This is a genomic window from Heliomarina baculiformis (genome assembly GCF_019966545.1).
GTDB classification, from domain to species: Bacteria; Pseudomonadota; Alphaproteobacteria; order Rhodobacterales; family Rhodobacteraceae; genus Heliomarina; species Heliomarina baculiformis.
This window is the reverse complement of sequence record NZ_JAIMIC010000002.1, coordinates 720,379-738,631: the sequence shown is the minus strand read 5'-3', so window position 1 is coordinate 738,631 and position 18,253 is coordinate 720,379. Positions and strand designations below refer to the sequence as shown.

General features: G+C 60.1%; 12 protein-coding genes and 1 tRNA gene. 6 read left to right on the top strand and 7 right to left on the bottom strand.

Features of this window, described 5'->3' with window-relative positions; translation table 11 throughout:
* Positions 1–238 precede the first annotated feature (238 nt).
* Positions 239–847: a methyl-accepting chemotaxis protein gene (locus MF268_RS07155; protein WP_337926788.1), complete on the top strand. Its 609-nt coding sequence runs from the start codon at positions 239–241 to the stop codon at positions 845–847.
* Positions 848–879: 32 nt separating this feature from the next.
* Here MF268_RS07155 and MF268_RS07150 read toward each other — a convergent pair whose 3' ends face one another.
* Positions 880–3,294 (bottom strand): ATP-dependent helicase, encoded by a 2,415-nt coding sequence (locus MF268_RS07150; protein ID WP_238370188.1) that lies wholly within the window; start codon positions 3,292–3,294, stop codon positions 880–882.
* A gap of 145 nt (positions 3,295–3,439) precedes the next feature.
* On the opposite strand from MF268_RS07150, the gene MF268_RS07145 reads away from it, so the two are divergent.
* From MF268_RS07145 to MF268_RS07125, 5 genes are all read left to right on the top strand, one after another.
* Complete coding sequence (locus tag MF268_RS07145) at positions 3,440–4,606, top strand: alpha-hydroxy acid oxidase (protein WP_238370187.1); 1,167 nt, start codon at positions 3,440–3,442, stop codon at positions 4,604–4,606.
* A 91-nt stretch (positions 4,607–4,697) separates the two neighbouring features.
* Positions 4,698–8,138, top strand: coding sequence for a pyruvate carboxylase (locus MF268_RS07140; protein ID WP_238370186.1), 3,441 nt, complete (start codon positions 4,698–4,700; stop codon positions 8,136–8,138).
* Between the two features lie 33 nt (positions 8,139–8,171).
* Positions 8,172–8,381 (top strand): DUF1697 domain-containing protein, encoded by a 210-nt coding sequence (locus MF268_RS07135; RefSeq protein WP_238370185.1) that lies wholly within the window; start codon positions 8,172–8,174, stop codon positions 8,379–8,381.
* A gap of 83 nt (positions 8,382–8,464) precedes the next feature.
* Complete coding sequence (locus MF268_RS07130; RefSeq protein ID WP_238370184.1) at positions 8,465–8,692, top strand: hypothetical protein; 228 nt, start codon at positions 8,465–8,467, stop codon at positions 8,690–8,692.
* A 303-nt stretch (positions 8,693–8,995) separates the two neighbouring features.
* Positions 8,996–9,070: transfer RNA gene (locus tag MF268_RS07125), tRNA-Gly, on the top strand.
* 159 nt (positions 9,071–9,229) lie between these two features.
* Here the strand turns inward: MF268_RS07125 and glmM are convergent.
* From glmM to glyS, 6 genes are all read right to left on the bottom strand, one after another.
* Positions 9,230–10,576, bottom strand: coding sequence for a phosphoglucosamine mutase (glmM, locus tag MF268_RS07120; protein ID WP_238370183.1), 1,347 nt, complete (start codon positions 10,574–10,576; stop codon positions 9,230–9,232).
* A gap of 5 nt (positions 10,577–10,581) precedes the next feature.
* A complete protein-coding gene (gene folP, locus MF268_RS07115; RefSeq protein WP_238370182.1) occupies positions 10,582–11,580 on the bottom strand; it encodes a dihydropteroate synthase in 999 nt (332 codons plus the stop codon).
* Positions 11,577–12,497: a dihydroneopterin aldolase gene (locus MF268_RS07110; protein ID WP_238370181.1), complete on the bottom strand. Its 921-nt coding sequence runs from the start codon at positions 12,495–12,497 to the stop codon at positions 11,577–11,579. The genes folP and MF268_RS07110 overlap by 4 nt, the downstream gene beginning before the upstream one ends.
* Before the next feature lie 112 nt (positions 12,498–12,609).
* Complete coding sequence (locus MF268_RS07105; RefSeq protein ID WP_238370180.1) at positions 12,610–13,251, bottom strand: cell wall hydrolase; 642 nt, start codon at positions 13,249–13,251, stop codon at positions 12,610–12,612.
* Positions 13,252–13,379: 128 nt separating this feature from the next.
* Positions 13,380–15,974 (bottom strand): putative PEP-binding protein, encoded by a 2,595-nt coding sequence (locus tag MF268_RS07100; RefSeq protein ID WP_238370179.1) that lies wholly within the window; start codon positions 15,972–15,974, stop codon positions 13,380–13,382.
* 130 nt (positions 15,975–16,104) lie between these two features.
* Positions 16,105–18,192, bottom strand: coding sequence for a glycine--tRNA ligase subunit beta (gene glyS, locus MF268_RS07095; protein ID WP_238370178.1), 2,088 nt, complete (start codon positions 18,190–18,192; stop codon positions 16,105–16,107).
* Between the last annotated feature and the right edge of the window lie 61 nt (positions 18,193–18,253).

Here is an 18,253-nt window from a genome sequence, read left to right as displayed (position 1 = left end):
CGTTTCAGTCCCATAGTCAGTCTCCTTTGTTGCAGTAAATGCTATCAAAGGAGCGGCATCAAACCGCGACAGGTCCAGTTACGCGGGCGATCTTTCCAAGTCTTCGGAAAGCCTCTCGCAGCGTACTGTCCGAAACTCTGCCGCGCTGGAAGAAACCAGCGCCGCCCTTTCTCAGATCGAGAAGTCGGTCTCCGGCGCATTGGAGAATGCGCGGAAAGCGAGGAGCAGCGCCGCCAGCGTGGTTCAGGAATCGCAAAGCGGCATCGCGACGGTCGATCAGGCTGTCGCTGCCATGCAGGAGATCAAGGAAAGCTCGGATTCCATTTCAAAAATCATCGACCTGATAAATGGAATAGCCTTTCAGACCAATCTTCTCGCGCTCAACGCGGGAATCGAGGCGGCCCGTGCCGGCGAGTCGGGTCGTGGTTTTGCTGTGGTTGCATCCGAAGTCAGGGCATTGGCCGCACGCTCACTGGAAGCGGCGAGCGAAATCTCCAGCGTGATTTCGGACACCGGGGAAAAAGTCGACGAGGGCGTGCGGCTCGTCAACCTGAGCGGCGAGGCACTGAAAGTGATCACCAATTCTATCCTGACCGTCGCTCAAAATATCGATTCAGTTGCGGAGAGCGCGGATGATCAGGCCGCTGGCATCAAGCATATCGCATCCTCCACCGACGAACTCGACCGGTCCACTCAGGACAACGCATCCATGTTCGAAGATAACACGCAGGTCATCGCAAAGATGAAAGACGCAACCCTGACGCTTTTGAACGAAGTGGACTTTTTCAAGACGGGTTCAAAGCAAGCAAGCGGTATGTCTCTACAGAAAATGGCCATGCGTGCGTGACTGGAATTGACCGTTGACGGGATAAGCCCTGGTCAAAAGGGCATATCCTCGATCGAACTTACGAACTGGGCGACGATTTTCTTGATACCGGCTTTCTCAAAATCGATTTCCAGCTTATCGCCCTCGATATTCAGAATTGCGCCGTAGCCGAACTTTTGATGGAAAACGCGCTCACCAACGGTGAAACTGCTGGTCGCGGTTACATCTATTACCGTGTTCCGGGTCTCTTTCGGCTGTGACAAACCGCGCCGGTTCGAGTTCTCCTGAAGCCGTTTCCAACCGGGAGAGTTGTAGACATTCGCCTTTGCGACCCGTTCTTCGATCCCGCCGCCTGACATGCCCGCCATGCTACCGCCCCCGTAGAGACCCGGCGGGGTGAGAACATCAACATGCTCCTCGGGCAGTTCATCGATGAAACGCGACGGCATGGACGATTGCCACTGGCCGAAGACGCGCCTGTTGGCTGCAAATGAGATCGTACAAATCTCTTCGGCCCTAGTTATCCCGACATAAGCCAGCCTGCGTTCTTCCTCGAGCCCTTTGAGGCCGGATTCATCCATGCTGCGCTGCGAGGGGAAGAGGCCATCCTCCCACCCGGGCAGGAACACCGCCGGGAATTCGAGTCCCTTGGCGGCATGAAGGGTCATGATGCTGACCTTGGCATCGGAATCCGCCTGCTCGTTGTCCATGATCAGGCTGACGTGTTCGAGAAAGCCCTGAAGGTTTTCAAAAGATTCCAGTGCCTTGATCAACTCTTTCAGGTTTTCCAGCCGCCCCGGCGCCTCGGGCGTCTTGTCGTTCTGCCACATCGCCGTATAGCCGGATTCGTCGAGAATGATCTCGGCCAGTTCCGTATGCGGTGTCTCGGGCGAACCAAACTCGGAGGGGCTATCGAGGTCTTCGATCACGCTGTCGTCACTGTCTGAGATCACAATACGCGGGCCGCGTGTCATCTCGTGCCAGCGCGCGATCCCGTCGACAAGATGACGCAATTCGCCCCCACCCTTGCCCTTGATCGCGCCTTCCTGCAGGGCGATCCTTGCCCCGTCTATCAGCGACACGCCATTGTCTCGCGCGGTGGTCTGGATGATCTGCTGCGCCTTGTTACCGAGACCGCGCTTGGGCGTGTTCACGATCCGCTCGAACGCCAGATCGTCATCGGGCGAGGTCGCGATGCGGAAGTAGGCCATCGCATCGCGGATTTCGAGCCGTTCGTAAAATCGCGGACCGCCGATGACGCGATAGGGCAAACCGATCGTCAGAAAACGGTCCTCGAAGGCACGCATCTGGTGGGAGGCGCGCACGAGAATCGCCATGTCGTCGAGATCGAAGCCGCGCATGCCGCGGGTGCCGCCCTGCATCGCCTCGATTTCCTCACCGACCCAGCGGGCTTCTTCCTCGCCATCCCAATGACCGATCAGACGGATCTTTTCGCCGTCCTGCTCCTCGGTCCAAAGTTCCTTGCCAAGCCGGCCCTGATTGCCCCGGATAACACCGGAAGCGGCCGCGAGGATATGCGGGGTCGACCGGTAGTTCTGTTCCAGACGGACCACATGGGCACCGGGAAAATCCTTTTCAAACCGAAGGATATTGCCCACTTCGGCGCCTCGCCAGCCATAGATCGACTGGTCGTCGTCGCCGACGCAGCAGATATTTTTGTGGCCCTGAGCAAGCAGCCGCAGCCAGAGGTACTGGGCGACGTTGGTATCCTGATATTCATCGACCAGAATGTATTTGAACCAGCGCTGGTACTGCTGAAGAACATCCTCATGCGTCTGGAAAATCGTCACCATGTGCAGAAGAAGATCGCCAAAATCGACAGCGTTCAGCTCTTTCAGGCGGGTCTGGTATTGGTCGTAGAGCTCGGTGCCGCGGTGATTATAATGGCCCGCGTCCGAAGCCGGCACCTTGTCCGGCGTCAGCGCGCGGTTCTTCCAGTCGTCGATGAAAGAGGCCAGCATGCGGGCGGGCCAACGCTTGTCATCGATATTCGCGGCGGAAATCAGTTGTTTCAGCAGGCGGATCTGATCGTCGGTATCGAGGATGGTGAAGTTGGACTTGAGACCGACCAGTTCGGCATGGCGGCGCAACAGCTTGACGCAGATCGCGTGGAAGGTGCCAAGCCACGGCATGCCTTCGATCGATTGGCCGAGCATCTGACCGACCCGGTTTTTCATTTCGCGCGCGGCCTTGTTGGTAAAGGTCACCGCGAGAATTTCGTTCGGACGCGCTGTGCCGGTATTCAACAGATGCACGATCCGGGCGGTGAGTGCACGGGTCTTGCCGGTGCCCGCGCCGGCCAGCATCAGCACTGGCCCGTCAAGGGTTTGCACCGCCTCGCGCTGCGCCGGGTTCAGCCCGTCGAGATAGGGTGTCGGCCGCGCAGCCATGGCGCGGGCGGAGAGAGAGGCGGCCTCAAAGGCGTCCGTATCGTCGAAAGTGCTCATACATTTCAACCTATCGCAGCATGGCCGGGGTTTAAAGATACGTTCGCATTTCGTTCTTCATAAATTCAAGGGCAGATTTGACACGGCCTTCCAAGCGGGCAGGGATTGACTGGACAATCCTTTCGGCCTGCACGCAAATGCGATCATGGACCTACACGGCAAATACCCCGGACTTTACGATCTGAAAAAGAGAGCGCGGCGGCGCATCCCGAAATTCGTCTGGGAATACCTCGACAGCGGAACCGGGCAGGAAGCGACCAAGCAGCGCAACCGGCTGGCCCTGGACAGGATCGGTTTCGAGCCATCGATCCTGCATGGCGAGCAGACGCCGGACCTGCGGCAGACATTTCTGGGTCATGAATTCCCCCTGCCCTTTGGCATTTCACCGGTGGGTATGTCGGGCCTGATCTGGCCTGGCGCGGAACAGCTGCTGGCGCAGGCGGCGGCAGAAGCCGGGTTGCCCTATACGCTAAGCACGGTCGCCAGCCAGAGCCCAGAGGACGTGGCACCCGTGCTGGGCAAGCATGGGTGGTTCCAGATGTATCCGCCAAAGGACGAGAGTATCCGCACGGACATGTTGCAGCGTGCGCGCGACAGCGGGTTCACGACACTGGTGCTGACCGCCGATGTGCCCGTGTCATCGCGGCGCGAACGACAGACACGATCTGGACTGACACAGCCGCCCCGCCTCACGCCACGGCTTATGGCGCAGGTCATGCGCTGCCCGTCATGGGCGCGGGGCATGGCCCGTCGCGGCATGCCGCATATGCGGGGGCTCGACAAATATATCGGCGAAGAGCACGCGAACCTGCCATCGACCGCCCATGTCGGCTACCTTTTGCGGACCTCGCCGGACTGGGAATACGCCCGCTGGTTGCGCGATCACTGGGATGGGCCCTTTGTGGTCAAGGGTGTGATGCGGGTTGCCGACGCCCGCGCGCTGGAAGACCTTGGTGTCGATGCGATCTGGGTGTCAAACCACGCCGGACGCCAGTTCGATGGCGCGATGGCCTCGATCGAGGCGCTGCCTGCGATTCGCGCCGCCACCGAACTGCCGCTGATTTTCGATGGCGGGGTCGAAGGCGGACTGGATATTCTGCGTGCGCTCGCGCTGGGGGCAGATTTTGTCATGCTGGCGCGTGCTTTTCATTACGCGCTTGGCGCGCTTGGTTCGCAGGGACCGGCCCATCTGATAGATATGCTTAGGCTCGACCTGATCGCGAACATGGGACAGCTGGGTATCGAAAGCTTCTCGGGCCTACCCAAGCCGATTTCGCTGGACCATATCGATCCTGCAGGGAGAGCGTATTGATATTGCTTGCGCCGCGTTGCAGCATATCGTTTGTTAACTAAGTGATAGCCAGTCGGCAAGGTCGCTAAGTACCTGGGAAGGGAGACCCTAAATGCCTGAATTTTCAAAGATTCTCATCGCCAACCGGGGAGAGATCGCCATCCGCATCATGCGGGCCGCGAATGAGATGGGCAAGAAAACGGTCGCCATCTATGCCGAAGAGGACAAGCTTGGCCTGCACCGTTTCAAGGCCGACGAAGCCTATCGTGTCGGTGAAGGGCTTGGACCTGTCGCTGCTTACCTCTCGATCGACGATATTATCCGTGTGGCCAAGGCAAGCGGCGCGGATGCGATTCATCCCGGCTATGGTCTGCTAAGCGAGAACCCGGATTTCGTGGATGCCTGCGACCACGCGGGAATCACCTTTATCGGTCCTCGCGCGGAAACCATGCGCAAGCTTGGCGACAAGGCCAGCGCCCGTCAGGTCGCCATTGAGGCTGGTGTGCCGGTTGTTCCTGCGACCGAAGTGCTGGGCGATGACATGGAAGAAATTCGCAAGCAGGCAGCCGAAGTCGGCTATCCGCTCATGCTCAAGGCCTCATGGGGCGGTGGCGGACGCGGGATGCGTCCGATCAAGTCAGAGAAAGAGCTCGCCGAAAAGGTCAAGGAAGGACGGCGCGAGGCCGAGGCCGCCTTTGGCAATGGCGAAGGTTATCTTGAAAAGATGATCACCCGCGCCCGCCACGTCGAGGTGCAGATCCTTGGCGACAAGCATGGCGGGATGTATCACCTCTTTGAGCGGGACTGTTCAGTACAGCGGCGTAACCAGAAGGTCGTCGAACGCGCCCCTGCCCCTTACCTGTCGGACGAACAGCGCGCCGAGATTTGCGAGCTTGGCTACAAGATTTGCAAGCACGTGAACTACGAATGCGCCGGTACGGTCGAGTTCCTGATGGATATGGCCTCGGGCCAGTTCTTTTTTATCGAGGTCAATCCGAGGGTTCAGGTCGAACACACGGTGACCGAGGAGGTCACCGGAATCGATATCGTGCGCGCGCAGATCCTGATTGCCGAGGGCAAGACCATCGCCGAGGCGACCGGCAAGGAAACGCAGGATGATGTGAAACTGACCGGCCATGCGCTGCAATGCCGGGTGACGACCGAAGATCCGCAGAACAACTTCATCCCCGACTACGGTCGTCTCACCGCCTATCGTTCCGCCACAGGCATGGGGATCCGTCTTGATGGCGGGACCGCCTATGCGGGTGGCGTCATCACGCGGTATTACGATTCCCTTCTGACCAAGATCACCGCCAAGGCCCCCACCCCGGAAATGGCGATCAAGCGGATGGACCGGGCGCTGCGCGAATTTCGCATCCGGGGCGTTAGCACCAATATCGCTTTCGTCGAAAACTTGCTGAAGCACCCGACCTTCCTGTCAAACGAATACACGACCACGTTTATCGACGAGACGCCCGAGCTGTTCCAGTTCTCCAAGCGGCGCGACCGGGGCACCAAGGTTCTGAATTACATCGCCGACATTACGGTGAACGGACATCCCGAAACGAAGGGACGCCCCGAACCCCATCCCGATCTGAAACCCGCGAAACCGCCCAAACCGAATGGCGAGCCGATGATGGGTACGCGCAACCTTTTGGAGCAGAAAGGCCCGCAGGCGGTCGCCGACTGGATGAAGGCTCAGCGTCAGCTTTTGATCACCGACACCACCATGCGCGACGGGCACCAGTCGCTGCTGGCGACGCGGATGCGCTCCATCGACATGATCAAGGTGGCCCCGACCTATGCCGCCAACCTGCCGCAGCTTTTCTCGGTCGAATGCTGGGGCGGCGCGACTTTCGACGTGGCCTATCGGTTCCTGCAGGAATGCCCGTGGCAGCGGCTGCGCGACCTGCGCGAAGCGATGCCGAACCTGATGACGCAGATGCTTTTGCGTGGCTCGAACGGGGTTGGCTATACAAATTACCCGGATAACGTCGTCGAGTTTTTTGTGAAACGCGCGGCCGAAACCGGCATCGACGTCTTCCGCGTTTTCGATTCACTGAACTGGGTCGAGAACATGCGTGTCGCGATGGATGCGGTGCTTGAGACTGGCAAGATCTGTGAAGGCACGGTCTGTTATACAGGCGATATCAACGATCCGGACCGCGCCAAGTACGACCTGAAATACTATGTCAACATGGCCAAGGAGCTACGCGACGCTGGCTCGCACGTGCTGGGTCTTAAAGACATGGCGGGGCTGTTGAAACCGGCGGCTGCCCGCATCCTGATCCGCGCCTTGAAGGAAGAGGTCGGGCTACCGATTCACTTCCACACGCACGATACCGCGGGCGTGGCCTGTGCCACCATCCTCGCCGCCGCAGAGGCGGGTGTAGATGCGGTCGATTGTGCGATGGACGCACTTTCCGGGAACACGTCGCAGGCGACGCTGGGCTCGGTCGTCGAAGCGCTGCGCCACACGGATCGCGACACCGGGCTGGACATCAAGGCAATTCGCGCGATTTCGGATTATTGGGAAGCCGTGCGCGGTCAGTATACAGCCTTTGAAAGCGGTCTGCAGGCCCCTGCCTCGGAGGTTTACCTTCACGAGATGCCCGGTGGTCAGTTCACCAACCTGAAAGGTCAGGCCCGCTCGCTTGGGCTTGAGGAACGCTGGCACGAGGTCGCCCGCACCTATGCCGACGTGAACATGATGTTCGGCGATATCGTCAAGGTCACGCCCTCGTCCAAGGTAGTCGGCGACATGGCGCTGATGATGGTCAGCCAGGGACTGACACGCGAACAGGTCGAAGACCCTGCCGTGGACGTCGCGTTTCCCGACAGCGTGATCGACATGATGCGCGGCAATCTGGGCCAGCCGCCGGGCGGGTTCCCAGACCATATCGTCAAGAAGGTATTGAAAGACGAGAAACCCGGGACCGAGCGCCCGGGCAAGCACCTGCCCCCGGTCGATCTGGAAGAGGTCCGCGCCAAGGTCCGCGCCGAGCTCGAAGGCAAGGAGATCGACGACGAGGATCTGAACGGCTATCTTATGTATCCAAAGGTCTTCCTCGATTACATGGGCCGTCACCGCAACTATGGCCCGGTGCGCAGCCTGCCGACTCACGCTTTCTTTTACGGCATGGAGCCGGGCGAAGAGATCGCGGCTGAGATCGACCCGGGCAAGACCTTGGAAATTCGGCTGCAGGCTATCGGTGAAACGGATGAAAACGGCGACGTAAAATTGTTCTTTGAACTCAACGGCCAGCCGCGTGTGGTTCGGGTGCCCAACCGGATGGTCAAGGCAACGACGACCCAACACATCAAGGCCGAAGCAGGTAACGTCAATCACATCGGTGCGCCGATGCCCGGTGTCGTGGCAAGCGTTGCGGCCACCGCGGGGCAAAAGGTCAAGTCCGGTGATCTGCTGCTAACCATCGAGGCGATGAAGATGGAAACCGGCATCCACGCAGAGCGCGATGCGGTGATTAAGGCGGTACACGTGCAGCCCGGCGGTCAGATCGATGCCAAGGATCTGCTGATCGAGCTGGAATAAAGCGATGGTCCGTCTTTCTGCCGAGGTGTGGAGATGACGGACCGTGTCGCCCTGCTGCGGGGCATAAACGTTGGCGGGGCGAACAACCTCAACATGGCGGATCTGCGCGGTTTGGCGGACAGGCTGGGATGGTCCGACGTGCGGACGGTTCTGGCCTCGGGCAAGCTGCTGTTTCGCTCGGAGTTTTCGCCCCGCTTTCTTGCCAACCAGATGACGACGCTCTGGAGCGCGCGTTTGGGTTAAACCTGTCGGTAATAGTCCTGACCTCGGCCAGCTTTGGAGAGGCGCTGGACGCCTGCCCTTTTGAGCCTGAGGACGACCGGCAGGTGCATCTGTTCTTTTCCGACGGCGAAATTTGGCTTGATCCGGAAATCATTGGCAACTTCAGAGTACAGTCAGAAGAACTGAGGATAATCGCCAACATCGCGTATTTTTACACGCCGGATGGCTTTGGACGGTCGAAACTTGCCGCCAAGATGGAAAGGGCACTGGGCAGCACCGCAACCGGTCGAAACCTGCGCACATGCCGGAAGATTGCAAACTTGTCTGGCTAGGCGGGCAGCGTCGCCTCGGCTTGCCTTACATCCCTTACGATAGCGGACGATTAATGCCTGCCACGTTTCGAAGACAAGGCGCTGGGATTACGAAATCAGGAGGGCTACGAAAATCGCAGCGCCCAGAATCGCGATCTTGATCGTCTGAAGGTACTTCATCTCCCGTTACTCCCGTTGGGTTCTTTGGGTGGTGTAACGCAGCATTCGGCACTTTCCGTCGCCGCCTGACAAAAAAATCGAAAAGCGTCGTTTTTCCTCTTGCAGACCCCGGCGGTTATTTATACATCCCCGCTACACAAGGAAGCGGGCGTAGCTCAGGGGTAGAGCATAACCTTGCCAAGGTTAGGGTCGGGCGTTCGAATCGCCTCGCCCGCTCCAATATAACCGGATTACCCACGGTTAGTGTGACAAGGCCGCCTTCGGGCGGCCTTTGTGTTTTCAGCACCTTATTGAGTGAATTGGTCCGGCGCGCATGAAAAAACCGCCCGAGAAATGTTCAGGCGGCCTTGTTGATGCTGCGGGTTCCCAAGGGACGGCTCAGGCTGTCACGACGCCCTGTATCGCCAACAACACGGAATCAACGGCTGAGGTCATCAATGCCTCGTCCTCGCACTCGGCCATGACGCGGATCAGCGGTTCGGTCCCGGAACGGCGGATCAAGAGACGGCCCTTACCCGATAACTGTGCCTCCGCCTCGCGGATCGCCGCCTTGACGCTTTCGGCATCAAGTGGGGCCTGTCCCTGTTCGTAACGGATGTTCTTTAGCATCTGCGGCACCGGATCGAATTGCCGCGCCAGCGCGCTTGCCGGCAGACCGGAACGCACCATTTCCGAGAGGAAATGCAGGCTCGCCATGAGACCGTCGCCCGTCGTGGCATAGTCGCTCATCACGATATGGCCCGATTGTTCACCGCCAAGGTTGAACCCGCCTTCTCGCATCCGTTCCACCACGTAGCGGTCGCCAACGGCGGTCCGCTCAAGCCGCAGCCCCTGCCCTTGCAGGAAACGTTCAAGCCCGAGGTTGGACATGACGGTTGCCACCAGTGCGCCGCCCTTGAGTTGCCCGTCCGCCGCCCAGCGCGACGCGAGCAAGGCCATGAACTGATCACCATCGGCAAAGACGCCATTTTCATCGATCATGATGACCCGATCAGCATCCCCATCGAGACAGATACCCACATCCGCGCCCTGGGCGACAACCATTTCAGCCGCCGCCATGGGCTGGGTCGAGCCGCAGCCCCGGTTGATGTTCGACCCGTTCGGCGTGACCCCCATCGGAATCACATCCGCACCCAGTTCCCAGAGGATTTCGGGCGCGGTGCGGTGGGCGGCACCGTTCGCGCAATCCACCACCACCCGCAGCCCATCGAGCCGCAGATCGCGGGGCAGCGACGCCTTGACCCGCTCTCCATAGCGGAAACGCGCGTCGTCGATACGCTTGGCGCGACCGATGTTCTCGGCAGTTTCCGGCTCTACTCCGGATTCGATAAGCGCCTCGATCTCGGTTTCCGCCGCGTCGGAGAGTTTGAACCCGTCCGGGCCAAAGAACTTGATTCCGTTATCTTCGGCCGGGTTGTGGCTGGCCGAGATCATGACACCCAGATCGGCGCGCATCGAACGGGTCATCAGACCGACCGCCGGTGTGGGCACCGGCCCCAACAGCAGCACGCTCATCCCGGTCGAGGTCAGCCCGGCGGTCAGCGCGTTTTCAAACATGTAGCCGGACAGCCGCGTGTCCTTGCCAATGACCACACGATGCACACCGCCCGACTCGCGCTGGAAATAGCGCCCGACCGCCGCCCCGATCCGAAGCGCCATCTCGGCTGTCATCGGATGCGTATTCGCGCGACCGCGTACACCATCGGTTCCAAAGAGCTTGCGCATATCGTCTACCTCACCGCATTCCAGAGCCTGACCGCCTGCACCGTTTCCGGCACATCGTGAACCCGCAGGAATTGCACACCCTGCGCCAGCCCCGCAAGCCCGACGGCGATGGAACCGGCCACCCGGCGATCCGCCACCGGTTCTTCGCTAATGGTACCGATGAACTTCTTGCGTGACACGCCCAAAAGCACACCGCAGCCCAGACCGTGAAAAAGGCTCAGGTTGCGCAGAAGGGTCAGATTGTGATCTTTGGACTTTCCGAATCCGATGCCCGGATCGACCAGCATTGCACCACGTGGCATGCCCGCGTCTTCAAGCCGGTGCACGGCGGCTTCGAGGAAGTCGTACACGTCCAGCAGCACATCATCGTAACGCGGTGCCATCTGCATGGTGGCCGGATCGCCCTGCGCATGCATGATGCAGACCGGCAGACCGTGTTCCACGCAGTACGGCGCAAGTTCGGGATCATATTCGAAACCGCTGACATCATTGATCAGCGTCGCGCCAGCCTCGACTGCGGCGCGGGCCACGGCCAGCTTGCGCGTATCTATGGAAATCGGCACATCGCTATGCGCACGAATGGCAGCGATAACCGGCGCGGTGCGGGCAATCTCTTCTTCCTCAGGCACGGTTTCCGAACCGGGTCGTGTCGATTCACCGCCAATGTCGATGATCGTCGCGCCAGCCGCCACCATCGCCAGCGCCGATTGGACGGCGACCTGCGGGTTCACATGCTTGCCCCCGTCCGAGAAACTGTCGGGCGTCACGTTCAAGATACCCATGACATGCGGCTGCGTCAGGTCGAGCCCGGCAATCGGCAGATGCGCCGTGCTTAGCCGGGTGAGCACGTCATGCGGCGCCTTTTCTGCTGGTATCAGATGGCCCGGAGCGCCACGTTCAAGAACCTCGACCGAGGCGAACCAGAGAGGCCCGCCATGCAGCGCAACAGCTTCAGGCGGGCGGAGATTGTCCTGTTGGACAAGCGGGCGATAACGAACGGTCACAGCAATTCCCGATCAATCCTGCACTGGCGCAAGGGAACGTCGGGATTGATGGGCAACTCGCCCCCAATCACCAGCATTTCCTCGGCCTCGAAAGTGCGCGCAAACCACGCGGCAAGCGCCACGGCATCGCCCGGTTGGGCAGAGGGGCCATCGACCGCGTCGAGAACGATTTTCGACGGTGCCCAGACAGAGATCTGCCCATTCTTCATCGCCCAGTCGAGTTCGGTGCGGGTGGACACCACAACGCAACGCGGATCACGCGCGGCCAGAACCCAGGCGTTCTGCTCGATGGACAGCAGATCAATGCGACGCTGGGTCATCCGGTGACCTGTCTGCGGTGCCTCTGCCTCGGGCGCGCCCACACAAAGGATGAGCGGACCGGACGTCGCGGTCAGTTGATCGATCCAGCCCGACAGATGCTCTGACGCGATTGCCCCGTTGGAGAGGTACACCAGACGGGGATGCGGACGTTCGAACGCCGTCGCATCCGGTGCATGGCCATCCTGCGCGCGCACTATTTCAACACCAAGAGCCCCCGGACCCCGGTCGAGCTTTTCCACACGGACAAAAACACGAACCGCCTGGGGTTCAAGCAGAATGCGTTCGGCCACGCGTTCGGCAAGTGTTTCGAGCAGGTTCAGACGCTCTTCGGAAAGTTCCGCTGCGATGGCTTCGGTCACGCGATCATAGCTGAGGATGCGATCGACATCGTCATCGATCGGGCCGGTCAGCGGCTGCACTTCGACGACCACGTTGAACCGGATGCGCTGGGTGCGGCCGCGTTCGGCCTGAAACGCCCCGATCTCGACATCGACCAGATGGTCTCGCAGGGAAATGCGGTCTAACGGTCGATCTTCGGCCGTTGCCTCGGCGCGCTCGGTGGGATGTGCGAAGGCAAGGCGGATATCGGAATTCATTTGGGGGCTGCCTTCGGTCGCTTCATTCAGTGGCGATATAGACCACGCGGCGGCATTTAACAGACCCACCTCCGCCGTACCAGCACCCGAAAACGGCGTTTTACCCGTGAGGTCAGTTGCTCGCGGTGCGGTAATTGTGCCGGTAGAAGATATGCACCCCGATGCGCGCGGTCTGTTTGTAGACACGGGACCAGCTTGGGTTCACGGCGGTGGTGTGGTAATGGGTCGCCCCTCCGGTCAGGCCACCTGTAGCTCCGTCAAGCACGGCCCGAGCGACTTTCGCCACGCGCTCATAGGCGCTGCGTTCGGCAATCGTATCCTTGTGGCCGTCGCAGGTATAGGTGAACTGGCACTGGAAGCGTCGACCTGTACCTTGCTTGATGACACCGCACAGGGTCGAGGGGAACCGGGCGCTCTTGACGCGGTTCAGGATAACCTCGGCGACGGCAAACTGCCCCTTGATGGTTTCGCCCCGTGCTTCGAAATACAGCGCTTCGGCCAGACAACGCCACTGTTCATCGCCCTTCGCCTTTGGCTGCGAGTCGATCCATGAACGGGTATATTTCACCGATTGCGGTCGCGGCTTGGCGCGGACATCGCCGCGTGTCAGAAGAGATTTGAGATGGCGGCCAGGAACATTTTTCAACGCGATCTGTTCTTTCTGGAACAGATCCGTGAGGTCAGTATCGGCCCTGGCAGCAGCCGTGTGAAATGCGGCCAGAAACACGGCGGCCGCGACAAAAAAACTCTTCATTCTATCCCCCTGGGAACGATCCGTTAAGGATCCCTCGGCGTATAGTGCAAGGCACGACTTAGCCGAGACGGGCGATAAGGTCCAGTTTTTGACAAAAAGCAAGCATTCTTTCGCCTAAATGGCGTTATTTACTTTCTGTTACGTGCGCGCCACTTCCACAACATCTGGGCCAGCGATGATTTCTGGTCGCCCATCTTGTGGTTTATTGCCAGTTGCGCCGCCGCGAGTCTAGCCACGGGAACCCGGAATGGTGAACATGAAACATAGTCGAATCCAGCTTCGCGACAAAAGGCGATTGATTCGGGATTCCCGCCGTGTTCACCGCAAATCGACAGGGTGATTCCCGGGTTTCCAATCCTGCCGCGCTCGGCCCCAAGCTTGAGCAATTCGCCGACGCCATCCTGATCGAGCACGTGGAACGGATCTTCGGGAAAGACGCCTTTCTGGATGTAAGCGGACATGAACCGACCGGCGTCGTCGCGTGACAGACCATAGGTCATCTGGGTAAGGTCGTTCGTGCCGAAACTCAGAAACGCGCTGTGAGGCGCAATCTCATTCGCCCGGAGCGCCGCACGGGGCGTCTCGACCATGACACCAAGCCGATAGTCGAAATCGCGCCCGCGCTCGCTGCGCACAGCGCTCGCAACGGCATCGAGCCGCGCCTTGACGAGCTCGACTTCGCGCCGGGCAGAGACCAGCGGGATCATGATCTCGGGCACAACCGGATCGCCCTTGTCGCTGGCCTCCAAGGTCGCTTCGAAAATCGCACGCGCCTGCATATCGTAGATTTCCGGCACGGTGACCCCAAGACGGACGCCGCGCAGGCCCAGCATCGGGTTGTATTCCCCCATCTCGTCAACGCGACGGGTCACATCGCTCACCGGAATATCCAGCGCCTCGGCAAGCTCGCGCTGGCCAGCGCGAGAGGTCGGCAGGAATTCGTGCAGCGGCGGATCAAACAGTCGGATACAGACCGGCTTGCCCTCCATGATCCTGAAAAGCTGCGTGAAATCATCGCGTTGCATTGGGAGCAGTCGGGCAAGAACGGCGGCCCGGCCCTCGCTCGTTTCGGCAAAGATCATCTCCCGCATGACGATAAGGCGCGCAGGATCAAAGAACATATGCTCGGTCCGGCAGAGGCCGATCCCCTGCGCATCGAAATTCCGTGCGGTCTGTGCGTCTTCAGGCGTGTCAGCATTCGCCCTGATGCCAATGTCGCGTTCCGCATCGGCCCAGGCCATCAGGCTCTGAAAGGCATCGTCCAACGCTGCTTCGAGCATCTCCGGCGCGCCGGCCAGCACTTCGCCCGACGAGCCGTCGATCGTGATAACATCGCCCGCCTTGAGAACGCGCCCGTCCGAGGCGGTAATCGTCTGGTTCTTGGTGTCGAACCGCATGGCCGAAGCGCCAACGATGCAAGGCAGGCCGAGGCCGCGCCCGATGACCGCCGCGTGGCTGGTAATCCCGCCCTTTTCGGTCAGGACCGCCGCCGCCGCATGCATGCCGCGCACGTCTTCGGGTGAGGTCTCCCGTCTGACCAAAACGCAGGGTTCCCGCCGAGAGGCGCTTGCCTGCGCGTCGGCTGAGTTGAACACGATCCGTCCTGTGGCGGCACCGGGGCTGGCCGCGATCCCGCTGCCCAATACGTCGCGTTTGGATTCCGGGTTGACCTGCCGGTGCAAAAGTTCGGTGAGGTTGTTCGGTTCTACCCGCATCAGCGCTTCCTGCGGGGTTATGATACCGTCCTGCGCCAGCCGGACCGCGATCCGAACCGTCGCGCGCGAGGACCGCGGCACCCGAACGCCATCGAGGATATGCACCTTGCCGTTGCCGATGACGAATTCGATCTGCATTTCTTCGCGCAGCTTGACGCGCATCAGCGCCGCATCTTCCTTGAGTTCTTCGAAAGCGCGCGGTGCCAGTTCTTCCAGCGAGGGACCCCGTTCATCCTTTTCAAGGTAAAGCGCTGCGCTTCCAGCCCCCAGCGCCTCCCTACCCTGACTCTGGCTCAGGTAACGGCCGGTGATCTGCGGCAGGCCGGTGACCGTATTCACCAGCTGGAACACGCCCGAGCCACATTCACCCTTGCCGAAACCGGGGATCATCTCCTGTACGACCAGTCCCAGCCCGGCGTCAGCGGGCGCGCCTTTGGCCTGTCGCAACAGCCGTGCCGATGTGCCATCCCACGCCCGCGCCATAGAGCCCAGAACGGCGGCAAGCTGTTCGCGCGGATCCTGCGGGAAACGCTCGTCGGTTTCCTCTTCATAGGCCTGCAACATCGCGAGAAGGCTGTCGGACCCGTCATTCGGAATTTCATCGAAGACATCCGGATCAAGCCGCGCCACGTTGATCGCGTAGGATTGCACGAATCTTGAATATATGGCCGCCGCCGCATCATGGCCCAGCGTGTTGCTCAGCTGCGCATAGCGTATTTCGTTCATGCCGATGTTGAGAACGGCGCCGGGACCACCCCAATCAGGATCCTCCGAGGACGGGCGCACACACAGCAGGGTGTCCTTGTTGAACTGCTCTACGATTGCGGAAACGTCTGGCAAGTAGCCTTCGGCGATCTGCCGAACTGCATCGAAAGATAGCGCCACCGTGGTCGGAACCGGCAGTTCAAGCCGGATCAGACGTTGCAGACATTTGGCACGGCCCCCGTGGGTCGACACATTGACCGGGGCTTTCGCCGTTATAAGCGTGGTGTTCGGATTATTCTGCACTGCGGCACCTTTTTACTGCTTTGCAGAATAGGCACGTTAACGTTTGGTGCAAGTGTAACGGCGGCGTGACGCGGATATTTGCGACAGCTTAGTTAATATGTGCCGATCCCGTTCCGGGAACGTTCCGCCATCAGCCTTCGATCTTTGTCAGATCCGCCGCCCGGGCGCAGGTTGACCGAATTTGTGACAGCAGATTGAGTCGATTGCGGCGGATCATGGCATTGTCGTCATTGATCTTGACCGCTTCGAAAAATGCGTCGATTGGAGCACGCAGGGCTGCCATGGCCGCCATCGCTTCCGGAAAATCCTGTTTCTCAATGGCTGGTTTGATTGCCGCCTCAGCCTGCTCAAGTGCGTCGAACAGGGCCACCTCGGACGGATCGCTCGCGAACTTCCGATCCGCGCCAAAGGAGTATTCGACCCCGTCGTTTTTCTCAGCCTGGCTCAGGATGTTGTTCGCGCGCTTGAACCCCTGCACGAGGTTCTCGCCCTCTTCGGTTTGGATCACCGCGTTCAGCGCCTGCGCCCGCTTGACGAGCAGCGTCAGGTCGTCATTCCCGTCCATCGCGATACAGGCGTCGATCACGTCATGGCGGATGCCCTGATCTCGCAGGTAAACCTTTAGCCGGTCATGGATAAAGGAAAGGAGGTCGGCAACCACGTCGGCTTCCTGTGTGCCTTCTGCCCATGGCATGCTTTTTCCTGCCTTAATAAGAACAGCAATCAGGGGCAGATCCAGACTGTTTTCCAGCACCAGCCGGATCACGCCCAGCGCGGCGCGGCGCAGGGCAAACGGGTCTTTCGAGCCGGTCGGCTTTTCGTCGATGGCCCAGAAGCCGGTCAGCGTGTCGAGCTTGTCGGCGAGAGCAACGGCCACGGAAAGCGGCGCAGTTGGCACATCATCCGACGGACCAAGCGGCGAGTAATGTTCCTGCGCAACGGCTGCCACGGCTTTGTCTTCGCCCGCTGCCGTGATGTAATAGCGCCCCATAAGCCCTTGAAGTTCAGGGAATTCATAGACCATTTCTGAAGACAGGTCCGCCTTTGCCAGACGCGCGGCTTTTTCGGCCTGATCGGCATCCGCACCGGTTACCGGCGCCAGTTCACGAGCCAAGGCCGCGATACGTTCGATCCGTTCGCCCTGGCTGCCCAGCTTGTTGTGGAATGTCACGGTTTTGAGCGCATCGGTCCAGACGCTCATGTCCTCCTTTGCGATCCGCAAATCGTTTTCCCAGAAGAATTTCGCATCCGACAGGCGGGCCGAAAGCACCTTTTGGTTCCCGGCAAGAATGGTCGCGCCGTTATCGGCGGTTTCGCGGTTGGCAACCGTGACGAAGCGTTCGATCCGACCGGTCTTGGGGTTCAACACGGAGAAGAACTTTTGATGCTCTTTCATGGAGGTCTGCAGAACTTCAACTGGCAGGTCGAGGAATTCGTCGTCGATCTGCCCCATCAGAACTACCGGCCACTCGACGAGGCCCGCGACCTCGGCCAGCAGTCCCTTGTCCTCGACGACTTCCAGACCGGCTGCAAAAGCCGCGTTGGTCGCATCCGCCCAGATGTGCTCTGCCCGTTCATCGGCAGACAAGACCACATGGGCGCGCTTCAGCTTTGTCTCGTAATCCTCGAACGAGGTTACCGAAAAACGGCCCGGCGCCATAAAGCGATGCCCTTCGGTGCTGTCCACCGCCTTGATGCCGTCGATCTCCATGGGAACAACACGGGCGCCGTTTTCGTCCGTCAACAGGCAGAGAATGGAATGCAGCGGGCGCACCCAGCGCAGCGACCCGCTGCCCCAACGCATTGACTTCGGCCAGGGAAAGTTTCGGATCGTGGCTTCGAGCACTTCGGCCACGATTTCTTCGGCTGGGCGGCCTTCTTTCTCAATAACGGCAAAAAACACCCGCCCTTTTGGCGTATCGCGTTCCTCAAGCTGATCGCGCGTCAGGCCCGCGCCGCGCAGGAAGCCTTCGATGGCTTTATCCGGCGCATCGACCTTGGGGCCTTTCCGTTCCTCGCTCAAGCGCGGCGAGGCCGCCAGCAATCCTTCGAGTGTCAGTGTCAAGCGACGCGGCGTGTGAAAGGCTGCCGCGCCCGCGTAGGTCAGGCCAGCTTCGACGAGACCATCGGTAACTTTCTTCTTGAGATCTTCGGCAGCGCGCGCCTGCATCCGCGCGGGGATTTCTTCAGAGAAGAGTTCGATCAATAGGTCCGGCATATCGGCTCCTGCCCGTCATGGCCGCGCCATGCAGCCTTTAGTTCAGGGCGTGGATAACGAA